At 30.3% G+C, this 21,266-nt stretch carries 24 protein-coding genes; 17 read left to right on the top strand and 7 right to left on the bottom strand.

Translation table 11 applies throughout. The features are described 5' to 3' along the window. Positions 1–136 precede the first annotated feature (136 nt). From LX78_RS09305 to LX78_RS09225, 17 genes are all read left to right on the top strand, one after another. Positions 137–343, top strand: coding sequence for a hypothetical protein (locus tag LX78_RS09305; RefSeq protein ID WP_109682395.1), 207 nt, complete (start codon positions 137–139; stop codon positions 341–343). An 11-nt stretch (positions 344–354) separates the two neighbouring features. Continuing rightward, entirely contained in the window at positions 355–1,017 is a 663-nt protein-coding gene (locus LX78_RS09300) for a hypothetical protein (protein WP_146192563.1), read from the top strand. Positions 1,018–1,405: 388 nt separating this feature from the next. Further along, positions 1,406–1,798, top strand: coding sequence for a hypothetical protein (locus LX78_RS09295; RefSeq protein WP_109682393.1), 393 nt, complete (start codon positions 1,406–1,408; stop codon positions 1,796–1,798). Between the two features lies 1 nt (position 1,799). Further along, positions 1,800–3,062: an ABC transporter permease gene (locus LX78_RS09290; protein WP_109682392.1), complete on the top strand. Its 1,263-nt coding sequence runs from the start codon at positions 1,800–1,802 to the stop codon at positions 3,060–3,062. Between the two features lie 8 nt (positions 3,063–3,070). After that, positions 3,071–3,982 (top strand): hypothetical protein, encoded by a 912-nt coding sequence (locus LX78_RS09285; protein ID WP_109682391.1) that lies wholly within the window; start codon positions 3,071–3,073, stop codon positions 3,980–3,982. After that, on the top strand, positions 3,975–4,481 hold the full coding sequence (locus tag LX78_RS09280) for a thermonuclease family protein (RefSeq protein WP_109682390.1): 507 nt from the start codon (positions 3,975–3,977) through the stop codon (positions 4,479–4,481). The genes LX78_RS09285 and LX78_RS09280 overlap by 8 nt, the downstream gene beginning before the upstream one ends. Next, a complete protein-coding gene (locus LX78_RS14720; protein WP_146192562.1) occupies positions 4,481–4,855 on the top strand; it encodes a hypothetical protein in 375 nt (124 codons plus the stop codon). Before LX78_RS09280 ends, LX78_RS14720 begins: the two co-directional genes overlap by 1 nt. 143 nt (positions 4,856–4,998) lie before the next feature. Then, the gene (locus LX78_RS09270) at positions 4,999–5,679 is read left to right on the top strand and encodes a hypothetical protein (protein WP_109682388.1); all 681 of its coding nucleotides are present in this window, start codon (positions 4,999–5,001) and stop codon (positions 5,677–5,679) included. Between the two features lie 14 nt (positions 5,680–5,693). Beyond that, positions 5,694–6,068 carry a hypothetical protein gene (locus LX78_RS09265; RefSeq protein WP_109682387.1) on the top strand — a complete coding sequence of 125 codons (375 nt, stop codon included), beginning with the start codon at positions 5,694–5,696 and terminating at the stop codon, positions 6,066–6,068. A gap of 148 nt (positions 6,069–6,216) precedes the next feature. Continuing rightward, on the top strand, positions 6,217–7,698 hold the full coding sequence (locus tag LX78_RS09260; protein ID WP_109682386.1) for a tail fiber domain-containing protein: 1,482 nt from the start codon (positions 6,217–6,219) through the stop codon (positions 7,696–7,698). Continuing rightward, positions 7,695–8,660: a hemagglutinin protein gene (locus LX78_RS09255; RefSeq protein ID WP_109682385.1), complete on the top strand. Its 966-nt coding sequence runs from the start codon at positions 7,695–7,697 to the stop codon at positions 8,658–8,660. The genes LX78_RS09260 and LX78_RS09255 overlap by 4 nt, the downstream gene beginning before the upstream one ends. A 38-nt stretch (positions 8,661–8,698) precedes the next feature. Further along, the gene (locus LX78_RS09250) at positions 8,699–9,505 is read left to right on the top strand and encodes a T9SS type A sorting domain-containing protein (RefSeq protein ID WP_109682384.1); all 807 of its coding nucleotides are present in this window, start codon (positions 8,699–8,701) and stop codon (positions 9,503–9,505) included. Further along, positions 9,502–9,879 (top strand): hypothetical protein, encoded by a 378-nt coding sequence (locus LX78_RS09245; RefSeq protein ID WP_109682383.1) that lies wholly within the window; start codon positions 9,502–9,504, stop codon positions 9,877–9,879. The genes LX78_RS09250 and LX78_RS09245 overlap by 4 nt, the downstream gene beginning before the upstream one ends. Before the next feature lie 147 nt (positions 9,880–10,026). Beyond that, on the top strand, positions 10,027–10,512 hold the full coding sequence (locus LX78_RS09240) for a type I restriction-modification system subunit M N-terminal domain-containing protein (RefSeq protein ID WP_109682382.1): 486 nt from the start codon (positions 10,027–10,029) through the stop codon (positions 10,510–10,512). An 8-nt stretch (positions 10,513–10,520) separates the two neighbouring features. Continuing rightward, entirely contained in the window at positions 10,521–11,090 is a 570-nt protein-coding gene (locus LX78_RS09235; protein ID WP_109682381.1) for a DUF6642 family protein, read from the top strand. Positions 11,091–11,110: 20 nt separating this feature from the next. Further along, complete coding sequence (locus LX78_RS09230; RefSeq protein ID WP_109682380.1) at positions 11,111–14,335, top strand: EVE domain-containing protein; 3,225 nt, start codon at positions 11,111–11,113, stop codon at positions 14,333–14,335. After that, positions 14,336–15,586, top strand: coding sequence for an McrC family protein (locus tag LX78_RS09225; RefSeq protein WP_109682379.1), 1,251 nt, complete (start codon positions 14,336–14,338; stop codon positions 15,584–15,586). Here the strand turns inward: LX78_RS09225 and LX78_RS09220 are convergent. The 7 genes from LX78_RS09220 to LX78_RS09190 form a co-directional block, all read right to left on the bottom strand. Beyond that, a complete protein-coding gene (locus LX78_RS09220) occupies positions 15,583–15,951 on the bottom strand; it encodes a hypothetical protein (RefSeq protein WP_109682378.1) in 369 nt (122 codons plus the stop codon). The two genes, LX78_RS09225 and LX78_RS09220, sit on opposite strands and share 4 nt — an antisense overlap. 325 nt (positions 15,952–16,276) lie before the next feature. Beyond that, the gene (locus LX78_RS09215; protein ID WP_146192561.1) at positions 16,277–16,720 is read right to left on the bottom strand and encodes a hypothetical protein; all 444 of its coding nucleotides are present in this window, start codon (positions 16,718–16,720) and stop codon (positions 16,277–16,279) included. A 162-nt stretch (positions 16,721–16,882) separates the two neighbouring features. After that, positions 16,883–17,611, bottom strand: a complete 729-nt coding sequence (locus tag LX78_RS09210) for a nitroreductase family protein (protein ID WP_109682376.1) — start codon at positions 17,609–17,611, stop codon at positions 16,883–16,885. A gap of 172 nt (positions 17,612–17,783) precedes the next feature. Next, positions 17,784–18,644: an alpha/beta hydrolase gene (locus LX78_RS09205; protein WP_109682375.1), complete on the bottom strand. Its 861-nt coding sequence runs from the start codon at positions 18,642–18,644 to the stop codon at positions 17,784–17,786. A gap of 128 nt (positions 18,645–18,772) precedes the next feature. Then, positions 18,773–19,600 (bottom strand): CPBP family intramembrane glutamic endopeptidase, encoded by an 828-nt coding sequence (locus LX78_RS09200; protein WP_109682374.1) that lies wholly within the window; start codon positions 19,598–19,600, stop codon positions 18,773–18,775. Between the two features lie 128 nt (positions 19,601–19,728). Then, positions 19,729–20,487 (bottom strand): DUF6090 family protein, encoded by a 759-nt coding sequence (locus LX78_RS09195; protein ID WP_109682373.1) that lies wholly within the window; start codon positions 20,485–20,487, stop codon positions 19,729–19,731. Between the two features lie 163 nt (positions 20,488–20,650). Next, the gene (locus tag LX78_RS09190; RefSeq protein ID WP_109682372.1) at positions 20,651–21,160 is read right to left on the bottom strand and encodes a lactoylglutathione lyase family protein; all 510 of its coding nucleotides are present in this window, start codon (positions 21,158–21,160) and stop codon (positions 20,651–20,653) included. Positions 21,161–21,266 lie beyond the last annotated feature (106 nt).

Raw genomic sequence — 21,266 nt, 5'->3', positions numbered from 1 at the left:
GAATTTATTAATCTTAAAATAAAATTGAGGAATGATTTTATGAATTATTCCTCTTTTTTTTTGCTTACGGATTTCCGTAAGGGTTTATGATTTAATGTGTTTAAGTTTGAATCATTAAACTTTAAATAGGATAAATATGGCAAAGTATTATGTAAATAAAAATTCACAAGCAAATGGTGATCATGAAGTTCATAAAATTGGATGTTCATTTATGCCTGAAGATCAAAATAGAGATTATTTAGGAGATTTCAACAATTGTAAAGATGCAGTTAACAAAGCGAAGAAGTATTATTCTAAAGTAAATGGCTGTTATTATTGTTCAAAAGATTGCCATACATCATAAATTATAAAACTATGAAACATATTTATATTGTAATTATAGCGTCTGTTATATTTTCTTGCTCTTCACCAATGAATAAAAAGTTTAATGAAGAAACAGCTAAAGACGATATAGAGAGAATAAAAACTAAGTTAGATTCAACAGAATTAATGCTTTTAGCTGGAACTATGATAAGGCTTAAGCTTCAAGATGAGACACTTGAAACAATGACTTATTCAGAGATATTAGAAAAAGGGAAACTTTGGAAAATTGAGCAAGAAAAAATTGAAGCAGAACAAAGAGAGCTTGCTGCTAAAGCATTAAAAATTGAAAATGATAGGATTAGACGTTTATCTGAAAGCATAATAGTATCATGTTTTTCTAAAGGATTTACTAAGTATGATTATGAAGATTATATCACATATAAATTTGTTATTCAAAATAAAACTGATAGGAAAATAAGAGCAATAAAAGGGTCTATAACTTTTAATAATTTATTTGATGAAACTATAAAGTCTTTGAATCTTGTGTATGATCAGTCAATTGATCCAGGGATGGAAGTAACATATAATGCTCAAACTGATTACAATCAATTTACAGATAGTGATAAGGCATTAAAAAACAAAGAATTAAAAGATATGAAAGTTGTTTGGAAACCTGAGAAAATTATTTTTGAAGACGGATCAATCTTAGAATAAATAATTTATGCGTTTCAGAATTCAAAAGCAAATAAAAATTAGGCGATAATAGAGTGTTAATGGACTTACGTCTAGTGATAAAACAAGTTGCCTAGCTAGAAAGTGTATCGTTAACCTCAAAAGATTATAAGAAATTTTTTTCTAAATCATCAATAATACATATTTATCAGTGTTTATAATGCTCTTATCATTAACTATAATATTTGTAATGCAAATTTATCATGGGATATAGAAGAGGTTATTATAAGAAAGATGGAACATACGTACAAGGTCATTACACCAAATCAAGAAGTAAATCTAATACCAACAAAAATAAAAAAGGTTGTGCCAGTATAATTATGACACTCCTAATTTTTTTCAGTTTCACATTATATTTAATAAACTTATTATGATTTCAACCGAATTAAAGAGCCATTTTTTAAGATTATATCAAATGGCATTTTCAGACGACAATTTTGATGTTCTTGAAATGCAAATGCTTTATAAATTTGCAGAAGAAAGAGGTGTTACCAAAGTGGAATTGGATAATATACTTTTAAATCCATCACATGAAACAGCAATACCTGAAATGGTCGAAGACCGACTTGAATATTTATATGATCTCGCAATTATGATTTGGGTTGATGGAATAGTAACCCAAGACGAAAGAAATACATTGAGAAAATATTGTGTCAAATTTGGGTTTTTAGAAGAGAATATTGATGAATTAACAGGTTTTTTGCTCGAAAATGCAGAAAAAGGAATTGCTAAGGGTGAATTGCTAAAATTAATGAACGAATAAGATGAGTGCACTAAAAAAGATATTTGCGTTAAAAAGTGGCGAACCAAAAACAGTAGAAAAGCCAACCGAGGAAGATCAAAAAAAAGTAAAACTTACTTTTTTTGAAAGCGGTTATGGATCTTCCAAACAAGCTCAGGGTAACGAAAAGGTATTTAGAGCTTGTTTAGAAGAAGTTTATATGGATTTTAAAGGAAAATGTCGTGAGGATGAAAAATTGCAGAATGAATTGAATGCACCTTACATGGACGAAAAGGGTAGGCAGGAAACGGAACTCAAGAAACGTTTAACTGCTCAGGGATTAATGGAAGAATCCATTAAAAATTTTGAAGACAAAATTGTTGTATATAAAAATGATATTGTGGAAGTAAAACGTGAACCTGAAAAATATGGTTTAGACGTTGATAAGAAACCAAAAGCACAATTTTATTTGGGGTTATTTGTAATAATACCTATTACCTTTTATTTACTTGTATTTTATATGTCAGCGTCATTCTCAGCTTTTTTTAAGAATTTTGATAATAACGAGTTAACAGCAGCTATATTTGACGGTAAGGCATTATCAAAAGCCATTGAAGGAGGATGGCTTGAAGGTGTTTTTATTGCAACTATTCCATTTGCATTTATGGGATTGGGCTATTTAATTCATATGTTTTTAAAACACAAACATTGGACTTCCTATTTGAAAATTGCCACTTTATTTATTGTGACCTTCATTTTTGATGCAATTCTTGCTTATCAAATTGAAAAGAAAATTTATGAAATAGAAAGAACACCAGATTCGCCAATATTTGATTTACAAATTGCATTTTCTAAGGTTGAGTTTTGGGGAATCATTTTTGCTGGTTTTGTGGTTTATATTATTTGGGGTTTAGTTTTTGATTTTATAATGAAGGAATACGACAATTTTGATAAGATAAAATCTTTTATCAAATCAAGAAAAGAGGATATTAAAAACTGCGAGCAAAATATTATAAAACTCAAGGAAAAAATGAACCCTTTAAAAGAAGAAATCTCTGGAATTGAAGGGAAAATCATAGATCTACAAAGAACCATAGATGGTTTTATTTTTTCTAATAAACAGTATCTAACTTACCATACTGAATATGTAAAAGGTTGGTTTTTGTCAATTGCTGATAATTTTGATGGTCTTAATAGAAGAGATGAATTATTGACAAAGTGTGAGGAAGTTGAAAAATTACATTTGGATGCACACAATGTAAATGATGAAGAATATGAAGGAAGATTATACAAACTAATCAACTAGAAATTTTTATGAAAAAAAACATTATCATATTGTGGCTTAGCTTTATTGTTTTATGTTCATGCAAGAGAGATAAAGAATTAGAATCAAGTGAGAAGCTGCAACCAGAGTATACTATGATTAAATTATCAGGGGACAGACCAAATCTCAATATTAGTATATTACTTGACTTGTCAGATCGAATTGATCCGGTTAAATACCCAAATGGAGCAATGGATTATTACTTAAGAGATATTGGTCATATAAAATCTGTAGCCCAAGCTTTTGAAATTCATTTAAGAAATAAACAGAGCATTAGAATTAATGATCATATTCAATTATATCTTGATCCAGAACCTTCAGATAGAAAATTAAATGAAAAAATTAAAAGTCTAAAAATGTCTTTTACAAGAGACAATGCTACTCGCGAATTAATCCTTCAAACATCTAAAAGTTATGACAGTATCGCAAGGCAAATATACGAAACGGCTATAACTGATAATAAATATGTAGGTTCAGATACTTGGCGATTTTTTAAGAATAAAGTAAAAGATTATTGTATTGATGATCAATCAAGAAATATTTTAGTAGTTTTAACGGATGGCTATATTTATCACAAAGACACCAAATTAAAAGAAATAAATCACACAACTTACTTAACTCCCCAAGACATTCGTAAATTTAAACTTGATGATAAAGATTGGCAAGAAAAAATAACCAACGAAAATTTTGGTTTTATACCAGCAAATTCTGATTTAACAAATCTGGAGGTACTTGTTTTAGGAATTAATTCTGATAAAAAGAACCCGTATGAAGAAGATGTCATTATTAAATATTGGACAGACTGGTTAGAAAATATGGGAATAAGTAAATTTGAAATTAAAGTAACTGACCTTCCAACTAACATGGATAAACTAATTAAGGATTATATTTTAAATGAATAGAGTAAAACATTTAGTACTGTTTTTTATTTTAGTTTCTAATATAGTTTTTGCCCATAAAACAATATTAAAAGATACAATCATTAACGGCAAAGTCGTAGGCATTACAGATGGAGATACGTTTAAATTGTTAACTCAAGATTCCACATTATTAATAGTTAGATTAGCCAATATAGATTGTCCTGAGAGAAAACAACCATTTTCTATTAAAGCTAAAGAGTTTGTGTCTCAGGCAATATTTAATAAAGAGGTAACTATTAAAGTTTTAAAGAAAGATAGATACAGACGTTTAATAAGTGTTGTATATTACAATGATAATTTAAACCTAAACCAAGAACTGCTAAAAGCTGGATTGGCGTGGCACTATCTAAAATATTCGAATGATACTACTTTACAAATGTTAGAAGACCAAGCCAAAAAAAATAAAGTAGGTTTATGGCAAGACCCAACAGCTATAGCTCCTTGGGAATGGAGAAATAAAAAAAAGAAAAAAAGTAAGTAATGCAACCTTTAAAGATATTTATTATCATTATTACCCTAGGGTTTACATCTTTAGCGTTTTCCCAAGATGTATTTACTACAAAAACGGGAGAAAAATATCATAAAGAATCTTGTCGGTATTTAAGTAAATCTAAATATAGGGTAGATTTAAAAGATGCTATTCAATATGGTTATGACCCATGTTCCGTATGTAAGCCTCCAGCAAAAGCATCAAATTCAAGTAGTAATACTTCTAATTATACCAGAAGCAATACCACAAATACTTCTTCAAACACATCAAGCTCTTCAGCCACACAATGTACTGGCAAAACAAAGGCAGGAAATCGTTGCAAACGGACTACTAAAAGTGCTAGTGGCAGATGTTATCAGCATTAGCGAAAAGACCTATAGAACCATCTAAACACTTAACCCCTTTTGAATAAGAAAAATTATTTCACGCTTTAATTTTTGGTTACGGGTTTCCGTAAGGTAATTTTTTATTATTGGATTAGATTTGAATACAAATCAAAATCCATATCATGAAAAAACTATTACTAGTCCCTTTCGTATTTTTAATCTTAGCTTGTTCTACAAAATATATTAAATTTTCACCTTCCAATAACGAAATCTTTACAACGGATAGATTGTCTGAGTTTTTAAAGAAAAACCCATCTCCTAAAGTCGTATTAAGAACTCCTAATTTTTCTTCTCAAACAACCGAAGAGGAAGATATAAGCTATCTATATAGCGCCATTGAGAAAGAGTTTTTAAGCAATGGATTTGTGGTTCGTGATAGAAATTTGTTTAATCAAGTGGTATCAAATAATGAAAACACAGTAGATTATGCCAAATTAAAAGCCAAAACAGATACCGACTTAATTATTGAACTAATAAAACTAGATAGAGAAGTTATTTATGAAACTAATAAATATCATACAGATAAGGGGAAATCGGGTTTATTGGACGATCCATATAAGCAATATGGTGCAGCTGTTGAATTTAAAGTGGTTTTAATAGATAATAATGAGTTTGCAGGCACCTATAAATTTCACTATGCACCATGTTCTGAAGGAAATGGCTGTGAAATTAGCGAGTCTTTTAAAGAACGAATGAAACGAATAGAGAAAAAGAAAGAGGGCTATGTAATCGTTGAAAAAGATGTGTTAGAAGAATTTATGAGACATGCTACCTTACGTTTAGTTGAAGATATGAGAGACTAATTAAAACCAAGATTATGAAATACTTTTTAAACTACTTAGTTGGCGTACTTATTCTTTGTGTATCAGTAAATACATTTTCACAGGAGGTTGCCTGCAATGACTTATTATCTTTCATTAAAGAAAATGGGTATAGCAAAGGAAGTCTAAGTAGTTACACCTTAGATTCAGAATGGCTTTATGAAGTAAAGACTTATAGCTATGACTATAAGATATATGTTGTGGCTAAAATAAAGACAAGTGAATACAGTTATAGCACGAATACCTATATTTTCTGTGGTATCCCTTCATACAATTGGTCTAACTTTCAATATGGAGGTTATGGAGATTCCAATTCTTATGGCGAACGTTTCCACAAATATATTATCGATTATAAGTGTAATTGTTATTAATAAAAAGCTCCAACTATATTTTTTAAATATATTTTTTCTTAAATTAGTAGTCCTTCCCTTAGAATAATAGCGTCCTAAAAAATCTACAGAATTATTGAGAGTTATCTCAAGTACTAACTTATGTTATACTCACTTAATAACATAAATTATGAAATCAAGAGTATTCATTATGGCATTGTTGTTTGTAACAACAAGCTTATTTTCACAATCAAGTAGCATTAACTACAGAGCCCTAATCAAAGATGGAAATGGTAATGTAGTAGCCAATCAAAGTGTCACTATTCAATTTAAAATATTACAAGGAGATGGAATGTTCAATGTCTATCAGGAAACCCATATTCCTGATACAGATGCCAATGGTATTGTAATTGTAAATATTGGGGAAGGTTCTGTAGATAGTGGTATTTATGAAGATATAGATTGGGGAGTAGATGATCATTATCTTAATGTCCAAATTAATACAGGTAGTGGTTTAATAGATATGGGAACCACGCAATTTATGGCAGTACCTTATGCATTACATGCATTTAATAATTCAGGTTTAGAACCTATTGATGAAGGTAATGGTGTTGGGTGGAGATTAACTGGTATGGATCCTGCTAATTTTAGTGATATTGGAAACTCTGCAATTGATTTATCAATACAAACTGATGCTGATGATAGTGGAGGAGCAAGTGGAGTATTTTCAATAGCTATGGGACAAGATGCTAAAGCTACTTACGACGGAGACATTGCTATTGGTAAAAATGCAAGAGCAACTAGTGGTTTTAGTACCTCAGTTGGCTATGATTCTGGAGCCGGATTACGTTCAGTTTCATTTGGATATAATTCTCAATCTGGAGGGGATGGAACAGCAATTGGTAATAATACTCAAGCTGGTGACTTTGGAGCAACTGCTATTGGTTATGATGCATCCGCTAATGAAGAATATAGTATTGCAATAGGTTATAATTCTGAAGCAAAAGATTTTGGATCAATTGCCATTGGTCCATCTGCTGTAGCTAATGGAGTTTATGCAACATCTATTGGGAGAGCTCAAGCAAATAGTTTTGGAAGTACTGCTTTAGGGGTTGGTAATGTTGGCTTTGGCGATCTTTGGGAATGGATTCCGGAAGATCCAATATTAGAAGTTGGTATTGGTGGTGGTTCAAACGCATTAACAATACTTAAAAACGGAAAAGTTGGTATAGGTACGCACACACCAAGTGTTGAACTTGATGTAATTGGTTCTATTCAGTATACAGGAACTATAGCCGATGTTTCAGATGAACGTTTAAAAGAAAATATACAGGATATTGAAAATGCTTTAATACGTGTACAAAAAATAAATGGCTACTCTTATAATATGATTAATGATAAAGAGAGAACCATAGAGTATGGTGTCATTGCACAAGAAGTTCAAAATGTATTTCCAGAAATTGTAGTGGTAGTTGATCCTGATAAAGGACATTTAGGAGTTAGTTATATTCAGTTGATTCCTATTCTTTTAGAAGCTTTAAAAGAACAACAAGAAATAATTGAGCATCAAAATAATAAAATAAACACATTGGCAAAAGAGTATTCAGCATTAAAGTCATTAGAAAGTCGTGTAGAACAATTGGAATCTTTATTAAATACCAACCAACAATGAAACATTTAATAATAATAGTTGTAGTGTGCCTTTCTATTTCTCTTCAAGGGCAAACCTTAGAAAAATTCAGTATCGATAGTGGAGGTGCTAGTGCAACAGTAGGAGGAATAGAGATTCTGTATACTTTAGGAGAGGTGAACGTTCAAGAATTAAGTACAGGAAACATTCAGGTGTCTGAAGGATTTATTAATAGTAATATGAAAATTAAAATAGATCCAAAATTATTCTTGCAAGGACCACTATTAAATCCTGCTTCAGCTGGACTTATGAACGATGATCTTAGACAAAATATACTAATTCCAATTACAAGTCCTTATGCAGATACAGCTAATTGCAATGCATCTGTATTTTCAGTAACTGGAGCAAATGCGATTGTAGATTGGGTTTGGATTGAACTTAGAGCTGCAAATGATAATACTAAAATAATTAATGCGCATTCTGCACTTATACAACGTGATGGCGATGTGGTAGACTTGGATGGTATTTCTAACCTTATAATGATTGCTGCACCTACCAATTATTACGTTGTTGTTAAACATAGAAATCATATAGGAGCCATGAGTGCTTCTACCATTGCCTTGAATGAATCCACAACAACAGTAGTAGACTTTACAAACAATAGTTTTTCTACTTATGGTAGTAATTCACAGGTAGTATTAGATTCTGGAAATACAGCTCTTTGGGCTGGAGATACAAATGGTATTGGACAAGTAAGGTTTTCTGGAGCAAACAACGGCAGTAATACTATTAAAGATTTTGTTTTAGCAGATCCTGCAAACGGATTTAATTCAGTCACTTTTTCTTCAACGGGTTATTTAAATGCAGATTTAAATATGGATGGAAGTGGAAAGTTTTCTGGTTCAGGAAATGATAGTAATGTCATAAAAGATAATGTTTTATCCCATCCTGGAAATGGGTTTAATTCACCAACATTTACCATTCTGTCAACCGTACCAAACTAATATATTTATAAAATGTATTCATATTAAAAACACATCACATGAAAAATTATTACTTAATATCTGCCATTTTTTTAACTACACTCTTTTGTTCTGCTCAAAATTATGAACTTGGTATAGTACATATTTCCAATTACGATTTTAAAGTGGTAGCCATTCCGGATTTCGATTCTGTTGGAAATACTGATATTTCTGATATTGGTTTTACTATAGTGCTTCCATCTGGGAGTGTTGATGTTGTTAACCCTGTTGGTTTATTAACAGCCCGTACATGGACTGTACAACAATTTGATGCCACTTTCTTAACTGGTCAAGGTTTAGGAGATGGTAGTAAAGATGTTTTTCAGTTTAACTTACCTCCAGGACAAAGTATTTTAGCACATGCTTCTGGACAGCAAATAGATTTAGTAAACTTTCAAGTTACCAACGATCCGGTTTCTGGACAAATGAATTTTCTTTTGAACTCAGATCCAATTACAATGGGAGCTGGAGGTGTTTTAGATAGTTTCTATAACTCGAATATTGATGCTACTACTACACAAGATTATTTCTCGATGCCAAATGCGATTTTAGATAATTTTATGTTTTCAACATTATCAGTAGACAGTTTGCAAGATTCTTCATATGAGTTACAAGTTTTCCCAAATCCAGTAAGCAAGAATTTAAATATTATTTCTAAACTAAGTGGCACTTTCATGTTGATTGATGCAAATGGTAAAGAAATATTTAATGGGTCCATAAAAAATGGAAGAAACACAATAGATTTATCAAGACTTAATTCAGGAATTTATTTTATTCGTTTTAATAATGATAGCAATATAACTATTAGAAAAATAATGCGATTATGAAAAACTTATTAAAATATTTTATCGGAATCTTCATTCTCTGTTTATCAGTAAATACTTTTTCACAAGAATTTGCTTGTGTGGAACTTATTAATTATGTTAAAAAGGAAGGTAGGGAAATAGGTTCTGTAAGCTCAATCCAACTTATAAATTCTTCTTGGTTAAAAAAAGTAACTTGTTATAATATAGATGGTAATTTAGCAGTAATTGCTAATATAAAAACCAATGATTATAGCTTATATGGAAAGGATTATATTTTCTGTGGGATAACTTCATATAATTGGAATGCTTTTAATAATTCCTTGTACCTCTTAAATAGTACTTATGGTGAGCTTTTTCATAAATATATTTTCGATTATAAGTGTGATTGTTATTAAGGCTTTTGTTTTTTACAACTAACATTTTTAATTGCTTATATCATTACTTTTAATATCTTTAAACTCTCCTTAGTATGAATCTAGAATATGACAGTGTCGTTAATATTCTGTAGCATTTAATATAATAATATCAACCAATTTATTTGAATGACCAAAAACCAATCTAAAGCAGATATCAATTTCGAACAAGAACTTTGGAAAGCTGCTAATGAGCTTCGTGGTGCTGTTGCTGAAAACCAATATAAAGATTACATCTTACCACTCATATTTTTGAAGCATGTATCTGAACGCTATGAATTACGTAGAGATACATTAATAGAACTTTTTAAAGACGAAGCGTCTGATTATTACACATCAGATGTTGAAGAACAAAAATATGTTTTAGAAGACCCAGACGAATACCTTTCTAAAAGCACTTACATTATACCAGAAAAAGCAGATGTTAAACCTAAAGATTTAATGCCGATTCTAATAGAGAAAGGGTTTTTTAACCAAGATCTTAGAATAGGTTTGCCTTTACGGAATGTATTGAGGGATTTGGATGAAGTCAATCTTTTATATTTGTTGCCTCAAGTTCGTGTTGAGAGAAAAGAAACCAATAGGTTTTGGTTTTTTAACCCACTTAAAATTTAATAAAAAGAATGAATAAGAGAGATTATATTCGTGACATTTTTTGTTTGGAAGGTGATTGGGATGATAATTTGAGAAAAACTCGAACTATTTCTCCTGCACTTAATTTATTGAAAAAGAATAGTGATATAGAAGTATTGCATAAGACATGTATTACTAAAAAGGAACTAAAGTCGCGAGTAAGTATAATTATTAATGGAGATCAGAAAAGTTATGCTAGATTTAAAATTATATACTTTGCATTCCATGGTAAAGGAAGCCAAATTGATCTAGGAGTGGAGAATATTTCATTATCAAGATTATCAAAATATTTTGAAGATGCCATTTCCAATCGTATAGTTCACTTTGGTAGTTGTAAAACGATATCTGATGAAGATGAGGTGACAGATTTTCTGGAAAAAACTAATGCTTTTGCCGTTACCGGATATTCAAAGAATGTTGATTTTATTCCTAGTACTGTTTTGGATATATTATTTTTTGAGGAATGTCAGAAGTGGAAAAACATTAAAAAAATTAAACAAAAAATGGAATCAAAGTATAGTCAACTGATAGATGATCTGGGCTTTGAGATTTATTTTTAGAACATTTTTAATTATTAAATATGATATTTGATAGAGTAAAAAAAGAGCATATACTACATGCTATCAAAGACTTTGAAGAAAAAGGTTATCCAAAGGAGTTTGGTCCATCTTCAACCTATGATTTAGTTTATGAAAGCAAGCATTATCCTCCAAAAGCTATCATGGCTTACGCAAATTATCATGCAGAAGGAAGAGCAATAGAACGCTATTTTAAAGGAGGTTTAGGTACAGATTGCTTTAATGCGTTTGAGAAAAATGGATTTGAAATTATTTTGAAACCTAATAAGAAGATGAATTTGAAGAAAGAATTTATTAAGTGGTTACATAAAAACACTAAAGAAGGTAGTAATCGCGTATCAAGTTACTCCAAAGCTATTGATTTACTTAATAAGATACTGGACTATAATGTTTATGAAACCGATAACTTAAAGCTTCTAAATGGCTTGTATAAGGAGTTAATTGTAGAGCAACGAACCATAGGAGGTAAATACTATGTAGAAAAATCACCATCTTATGGAACAAATGGATTCTATTCAGCAAGTATTAAGAAGTATATTGAATTTTTAGAGCAAAAATCTGGAGATATAAATAATAATTCTATGGATTTAGTTCTAAAGGGTTTAATCTCATCCTATAAAGATAAAATTAAGGACAAAAAGCTTAAAGATGAAAAATATAAATGGGAGTTTATTTCAGAATATCATGGTAAACCAGATGTTGATGCATCAAATTTTGAGGAAGAAATAAAATCTATTAAGTGGAACAACCTAACATATCGATTATCAGGATCTGTTTTAAACCATATTGTTACAGATAGACCTGAAGAATTAAGAAGTTTATTTAAAGCGCTTTTTAATAATTCAACCTTACTTAAAGACCGAGTTAATAAATGGGATCAAGATTTGCTAGAGGTCTATCGTGATCTAAATGAAGAGCATTATCACCATCAAGACGAAAGAGCCATTTCAGTATATTTAACACTACAATATCCAGAAACATACACTTTTTATAAAAGTAGTTATTACAAAAAATTCTGTGAAATTTTAGGAATAGAACCAAAAGGCAAAGGGGAGAAGTATGATCATTATATGGAGTTGATCAATATGTTTGTTAATGACTATATATCAAAGGACCAAAATTTAGTAGAACAACTTAAAACAATTATCCCAAAACATTACGATGGCTCAAATAACTTACTGGTAGCTCAAGACATTTTATTTCAGGTACTCGATCAAGAAAGAGTGCCTAATTACTGGATTTTTCAATGTAGCCCAAACATTTATAATATTACTGATGCTTTAAAAGCAGCCCACGTAAAAAGTTGGAAAGTTGCAGCACACAAAGATAAAATAAAACATGGAGATAAAGTTATTCTTTGGGTTACAGGAAGAGAAGCTGGATGTTATGCTTTAGCAGAAGTAACTTCGGAGGTAGGTGTTTTTGAAGAAGAAAATAATGAAAAACAATATTATATTTCTGGCAATGATTCTGGAGAGACGGAACGAGTGAAAATTAAAATAACAAAATACTTGGCTGAAGATCCTGTTTTTTGGTATTCAATAAAAGATAATCCTAAATTTTCGAATTTTAATGCAGGTAATCAAGGCACAAATTTTAATGCAACAGAAAAAGAGTATAATGCTATTTTAGAATTAATTGATGGTAAAATGAATACACAAGTAAAAGGTTTGTTTGAATTATATAGAGATTATTTAATTGAAACAAGAAAAAATGAAATAAGTGAATCAACCATTGCAGGTTATGTTGAAACAGCCTCTATTAAAATTCCGAGTAGATGGGAAGAATCTTATGGTGTTAGTTTTGATTTATTTCAACTTAATATTAAAGATTTAAAGAAGATATTATCATTAACTGATAAAGGTTTTTCTGGTTACACTTCGTTTAGTCCATTTATTTATGATTTAATTGAAAATTACGAAGTTAAAGAACCAATGAATCAGATACTATATGGTCCTCCAGGAACGGGAAAAACCTATTATTTAAAAGACCAGTTATTTGATAATTATACCTTAAAGGAAACATCAATTACAAAAGCTCAACATTTTGAAACTGTTGTTAGTGGTTGTTCTTGGTGGCAAGTTATTGCTATTGCTTTATTAGATTTAGGGGATTCTAAAGTGTCAGATATTTTTAATCATGTATGGATACAGAAAAAAGCTAGTTTATCAAATTCTAAAACCATTAGACCTACACTTTGGGGACAACTGCAAAGTCATACTATAAATGAGTGTGAATATGTAAATGTTTCTAGTAGACAGCAACCGTTAATTTTCAATAAAACTGAAGACTCGTATTGGGAAATATTAGAAGATCAAGTAAAAGAATTAGTGCCTGAATTATACGATTTAAAGGATTCAGTAGATAATTACAATCCAGATCCAGATAAAATTATCAAGAATTTTGATTTTGTAACCTTTCATCAATCTTTTGCTTATGAGGATTTTATTGAAGGTATTAAGCCAATTCTTCCTGAAAATGGCGAAGAAGCAACAGACTTGGGTTATACTATTGAAGATGGTGTTTTTAAAAAGATATGTATTAAAGCTAAAAACGATCCATATAATCGTTATGCTATTTTTATAGATGAAATAAATAGAGGAAATGTGTCTGCAATTTTTGGGGAATTGATAACATTAATAGAAACAGATAAACGTCAAGGAACTACAAACGAATTAAATATTAAATTACCTTATTCTAAGAAGGAGTTTAGTGTGCCATCAAACTTAGATATTTATGGCACCATGAATACAGCAGATAGAAGTGTAGAAGCATTAGATACTGCCTTACGTAGACGTTTTGAGTTTAAAGAAATGATGCCAGATTACAGTGTTATTGAAGAGGAGTTTGTTGAAGATGTAGTATTATCAGAAGTTTTGCAGACCATTAACCAACGTATTGAATTATTAATAGATCGAGATCATACTATTGGACATTCGTATTTTGTTGGTGTAGATACCGAAGAAAAATTAGCGAATGCATTTAACAATAAGATTGTGCCTTTATTACAGGAATACTTTTATGGTGATTATGGTAAAATAGGTCTAGTCCTTGGAAAAGGTTTTGTAGATAAAATTAAAAACGACAAGACAGAGTTCGCTAATTTTGATTATGATAACGCTAATGATTTTAAAACACCTACTTTTATTTTAAAGAAAGTAGATGAGGAAACAATTATTGATGCTGTAACAATGTTATTAGGTGTAAATGAAACTACATTAAGATAGTTGGTCTTACGTAAAAACATATCAGTTTTTGAACACCAACGGTTATATATTGGTCAGCATGGTTTTAAGCAAAGCCATTTAGATGCACTTTTAAAGTTAAATGAGTTTCACGATGGTAATTACTTCGAACCTATTGCAAAAGGTGTCAAGTTTAATCAATATGTAGGTGTGATTCAAGTAGATGGTTTAACTATTGAGATTCATCCTAAAGCAGATAAAGACGACGAGGATAATAAATGGAAAGGAGTCTTGCTTAAAATGTTACAAGCTTGTGGTAAGCTAAAAGCAGAATCTTCTGGAGCAGCACATGTAAAAAGACAGCATCTAAATTTATTAGAAGTTTATTTTGAACTCTATCTACTAGAAGTAGAAGGGTTAGTTAGAAAAGGACTAATAAAACAATATAGAAAGCAAACTCAAAACACAAAAGTATTAAAAGGTAAGTTAGAGTTTGCAGGGCAAATTAGAAAAAACATTATTCACAAAGAGCGTTTTTACACCACACATCAAGTTTATAATAGTAATCACTTTTTACATCAAGTATTACAGAAAGCGTTAACTATTGTTTGCCAGTTTACCAATGGATCTAGACTACAAGATTTAACCAATAGAGTACAGTTAAACTTTCCAGAAGTAGATAATATAATTATTACAGCTAAACAGTTAAATGAGATCCAACTAAATAGAAAATCTAATGGTTATATTAATGCTTTAGAATTAGCAAGATTGATTATTCTAAATTATTCACCTGACATTTCTAGTGGTAAGGAAAAAATGCTATCCTTATTGTTTGATATGAATGAATTGTGGGAAACCTATATTTTAAAACAATTACAAAAAGCTTGTTTAGGTACAAATATTGAGGTTTCAGGACAAGAATCTAAATCGTTTTGGGGAAGTAACAGTCTAAGACCAGATGTCGTATTAAGAAAAGTAGAAAAGACCTTTATAATTGATACCAAATGGAAACGACCTCAGAGAAGCTCAGCTTCAGTAAGTGATTTACGTCAAATGTACGCCTATTGTCGTTTTTGGGATGCAGAAAAAGCGATGTTACTATATCCTGGAGAAGAGAATGAAAATAAATTTAAATCCTATAAGACTGACGATTATTCAAAAGATCATGAGGATATTCATAATCTTATTGATCATCAATGTAAAATGGGATTTGTGTCTGTTTTAAACGAAAACAATGACGATCTAGATTCAGAAATTGGAGAGAAAATATTAAAGTTGTTATTTGGGAGTTAATTTCTATTAACTTTCCTTTTCAACCATTTTATATAACCTTCCTGATTTCGATCATACCATTCACTCGAAATAAGGTATCTAGAATTATAGCTTTTATATGGATTAGCATAGTATCTCGTATAATCTCCAATAGTTCTATTATTAATTGTTGGAAGATTTTCGTCAACCAATTTTAACACAGGATAATTCATATCAAAAATCATTTTACTGTAATTTTCCTCAGTCAACTTTTTGATTTCTATTTCAGATATTAACTCCGATTCTAAAATTTCAGGTAATGTCGCTCTAACTAATAATCCTATTTTTAGTTTATTTAGCTCAGAAAAAGGAGCATTTATTATTTCAAACAATTCTTCATTAACCATATTGTATGATTTATTAGACCTACCAAAGGCATTTAAGTTATGCTAAACGAAAAGGTAATAAATTTAAGTATTAATCAGAAATGTTTTGCTAAAGCAATAATAAGTTTTTTGTAAATATCTAATTTGTTAAAATAAGTTAGATTTTGACTACAAGCATAGTCAATTAGACTACAATTAGAGTCAATAACAACGGTTCAGCAACAGTTCAGCAACGTATTAGCTAAGGTTCAGCTACAGTTCATATAATAATAATTAAGTTTGGATAATGGACATGTTATTTTAAAACAGCTTGATTTTTTAATTAGTGTTTTTAAGATTATGATGTTTATTTTACTTTGGCTATTGAAATCATATATGAATTACTACCATCGTAGTTGGTATTAGTCTGAATAATAATATTTTTTTCTTTATACCAATATTGAAAACTTAATTCACCAGAATTGTCATTCAATTCGGATAATTCTCCATCATCAATTATTTCTTTGAATTTTAAATATTTTTTTTTCTCATTAAAAGAATATACCAAAACTTGCATGCCACGTTCTTCAATTCTCATAATTATATTTCTGAAATTATTCTTTTTGGATTTATCACAATTATAAACTTGATCAATAGAATTATATGAAAAGCCATTTTCCAAAACAAAAGTATCAAATTCAACTTGACTATATGAAAGCACATTTACTAACTGGTCAAAGGATAAATTACATTTTTGAGAATATATTGAGTGAATAGATAGAATTGATATTATTAAAATAATTTTTTTCATTTTTCAATTAGAATTTTAACTTTTTATAACGGTCTCAGCTATGCATTGTTAGGTGGTTTAAATACCTAATTTAGCAAATAAAAATCGAATAGTAAATCCGCGAGAATTTTCGTAAGTAGCTAGAACTAGCAATTGATTATACTCGCCATAAGTTTACAGTTATTAAATTTCATAATATACTTCATCAAATGGAACTCTAAACCTTGGTCCATAGATTCCTTTATCATCTCTTTTTCCACATCCAATAACCATAGTTATTTCAGCACTTCTAGGAAGTTTTAAAATTCTTTTTACTCTTAAGGTATCACTGCCTTCCATAGGACACGTATCATAGCCAATTGCTGCCATACTTATCATAAAGTTTTCAGCAGCTAACCCAGCACTTTTATGAGCTACAATCCTCATATCACTTAGTCGGGTTTGTCTGTATGTAGGTTTGAACAAACCAATGGTTTGAAAGACAATATATTTGATGAAACCTAATATCCCCAAAAAATCTATGTAAATCGTTGGAATCAATTTGCTGTAATAATCTAAAGCCATTTTTTTTCGCTTCAAATCGCGATCACTAAGACCTTCTTTATCATAAACCTTGTTCAAAAAATCTAGATTGGCTTTTGCTCGTTTTCTCCAAAGATCTTTACGAGCTACCACAACAACCAGTTGTTGTGAGGTCTTTGCTGCACTCTGATTTAAACAAGCCTTAGTCATTTTACCTAAAGTTTCTTTATTAGTAATATGGTAAAACTCCCAAAGTTGAAGATTACTGCTCGTTGGTGCTAACGAAGCATTAACTAAGCATTGTTTTACTTTTTCAGAATCAATGGATTCGTTTTTATATACTCTCGTTGACCTTCTGTAAGAAATAGCTTCTGAAACTGTTTTTTCCATGTTTTTTTATGTAAAAATTAAAAAGTAAAGTTTGTTTACATTCCAATGTTCAAAATGTTTGCTAACGTGTTTGTGAAAGATTAGTTGCGTGGTTTAGCATGTAATTTAGCAAACTTTCACGAACCCGAGAAAATTCCGAAAGAATTTTCCAAGTGTGCAATTGCCAAAGCAATTAATTATACACGTTGCTAGGTGCAGTTTTATATTTAGTTAAATGTTCAATAATAGCTTTTTCTACTTCTAAATAATTTGATTGAATTAGCCAATGTCCTCCATCTATTTTAATAAAGGTATAATCTCCTTTCATGTACTTATGATTATTTTCAGCGGCAACTTTACCAATTGCTAAATCATTTTTGCCCCAAATAAATAGAGTGGGCGTTGTAATATCTCCAACAGGTTGATTATTTACTTTTTTAAAATTCGCTCTATAATAATTTAATGCTGCTGTTAATGAATACTTTCTACGAAATACAGAAAGATAATTATTCAGTTCTTCGGGTGAACTATGTTTCCATAATTTCCTGAATTTTTCAAAATCATTTTTCCGCAACATGATTTCAGGAATAACAGGTAATAAGAACCATCCTATGTAACGACTCTTTTTTCTTTGTTCCTTATCCATTTTAATAGCTTTTCTAAAACCTCTAGAGTGAGGAACTGATAAAGCTGTCCAGCTAATTATTTTTTCGGCATTATTGTAGACAATATTCCATCCAATTCCAGCTCCCCAATCATGTGCTATAAGATGAAATTTATTTACATTAATGGCATCTGCAATGTTCAAAATATCGTCACTTAATTTGTTTATCGTATAGTTTTTCACTCCTTTCGGGCTAGCATTCTTGCTGTAGCCACGCATATCAGGTGCTAAACAAAAATATCCCATTGAGGATAGTTTTTTCATCAAATTAATCCACATAAACGAAGTTTCTGGGAATCCATGAAGAAATATTATCAGTTCGTTTTCATCATTTCCTGATACTCTACAATCAAATTCAAATTCTTTAGTTCTTATTTTCCTTATTTGCATGATTTGAAGTAATTGCACCTAACGGTTTTGTATATAGTTAGTTCCGTGGTTTATGCACTAATTTAGCAAAAGGAAACCGAACCTTAGGAAAATCCGTAGGATTTTCCGAGTAGGCAAGAACCAAGCAATTATTTTTGCACGGTGTTGGCACTTGTTTTTAATTTATTCTTTACCACTAAAAATCCAGTAAATATTAACATTCCGATGCTGGATAATAAATGTACTTTTTTGAAATCCATATTCAATTCAGGGTAAAAAAGCAATGCGATTCCTGCATTAATTGACAAGTGAAATAAAATTGCAATAAGAACACTTCCCTTTGAATTAATTACTAACCAAGTAATTATTATGGATAGACAGATTAGCATAGTAAAATATGCAATTACAGGAATTATAGATATTGGTTCTCCACTAACCAAGGTTCCGAATGGTGCCCACCATAGTGGAATATGCCAAACAAACCATATAAATCCAATAATGATTGCACTTTTCAAGTTTGAATATTTTTTTTGAAATTCGGGCAATAAAAAACCTCTCCACCCTAGTTCTTCTCCCAAAGGTCCAGCATACAATCCCGTTAATAATATTGTTGGTATCGATAGATATGCCATTTTATCAAAACCTCCAATTTCCCCTATAAACTGGCTGTAAAGAGTCATACCAATAATGACAAATATTATAGGTAAAGAAATTATGTATAAATAATATTTAAAAGGGACTTTCCATATAAAAAGCTTTTTGATTAATTCAAATAACCCTTTGAGTCCATCAAAGAATAGAGTTGTAATTATTCCGGAAATTGTTGGTCCATATACCCCAACAAAAAAGAAAACTAAAAATTTACTAATTGACTCTTGATTAATTCCGTCTGATAGGTAGTTTAATCCAATAATCCAAAGTACCCAAGACCATAAAAAGGTCAGTATTAAAAACACAAATAATTTTTTTCTATTCATTTTTTAACTGTTTACTAAAACGGTTTTGTATATGGTTTGTTCCGTGGTTTATGAACTAAATTTAGCAAATAAAAACCGAATAGAAAATCCGAGAGGATTTTCGTAAGTAGGCGAGAACTAGCTTTTTTTCAACTCAGTTCTTTGTTAGCCTTTCGTTTTATCTCTTCTAAATTTGATCGTAGGTGCATCAGGTTTTCAAGTACCTTTGAATAGGTATCTAGTATAAATATTCGGTCATTTTTAATTTTCCACAAATAGCTTAACATCTTTTTTTGTTCAATTTCTGAAACATTTAAAGGAAGTTTAATTGTTTCTATTTCACCATAATTATTAAATATTAGATTTGGGGAAATATGATTGTTAATTTCTTTAAAATAGTTGTCGTGAAAGTTTCCTTCAGGATCTTGTTCCTCCAACTTCATAATAAAGGGATAATCTTGTTCATATAATTTTATAATGTTATTTCGTAAAGAATCATCTTTAATTATTTCAAGACCTCTCGATTTTAATGATTCATAACCTGATTTGTTTTGAATTGAGATATAACCTCTAGTTAAATATCCATAATAATAATTAATCGAATCTGGTTTAACTTCCTTGTTGGTGAGCATATTATAGTAATATTCACAAGCTTTAAGCCCAGCTCTATGTGCACTCATATTTGCCTTTATATCATTTAAATCTTCCTTTAATCCTTTCGAAATTTCTACTAAAATTTTATTTTCAATAATATTTTCCTTTCTGTTCTCATTCCAATTATTTATTTGGAGCGCAATTAAAATACCGATAACAACAAGAATTATTTCTCCAATAGCGTATTTTAGATACTTTCCAGTTTTGTTTTTCTCCATAAGGTCGAAGCGTAATTTTCTAAAGAATTTTATCATTTGTTAGTGGTTGGTCATAATGAAGGCTAACGGTCTCGGCTATGAGTAGTTGCGTGGTTTAGCGATTAACTTTGCAAATACACACCAAACTGAAAATCCGCGAGGATTTTCAGAAGTATGCGAGAACAAGCAATTACTTATAGCCATTGTTGTATACAGTTTTTTATTTCTGGTATGCACCTGATGAATATGTCAATTCGTAGCTATGAGTATAAATTTCAAATACGATACCAAATGGGTCTTCCACATAAACCATTTTATAAGGCTTTTCATTAGGATAATATTCCCGTATTGGCATTCTCTGCTTGCCACCTGCTTCTACTATTCTTTTAGTCAAATTTTCAATGTCTGGGTCTTGCACACAGAAGTGGAAAAGCCCTGTATTGAAAGGATTGAATTCTGGTGCTTCTTTTTTGCCATGTGGGAACGAAAAAAGTTCAATTCCAATTCCGTCAGACGTTGACATATGAGCGATTTCGAATTCTTCCCAATTCTCTCCAAAAACATCAATGCACATTTGTCCAATGGCTGTATCATTTTCTTTTTTTACTGTAGATGGTTGCATTATCACATACCATCCCATAATATCCTGATAAAATTCTACAGCTTTTTGTATTTCGGGAACAGTTATTCCAATGTGCGAAAATGATTTAGGGTATTTTATTTCTGTCATTTGATATTGCTTTTAAATTGTATACAACAATGGCTATAAACAATTGTCTATATCCGCATTATATATACACTACTAATATAATAGTTTTATGTGTAAATATTCCTAC

The sequence above is a fragment of the Xanthomarina spongicola genome (assembly GCF_003148645.1).
Classification (GTDB): Bacteria; Bacteroidota; Bacteroidia; order Flavobacteriales; family Flavobacteriaceae; genus Xanthomarina; species Xanthomarina spongicola.
Note: the sequence above shows the minus strand (reverse complement) of the source record. Positions and strands in the feature narration are given on the sequence as shown.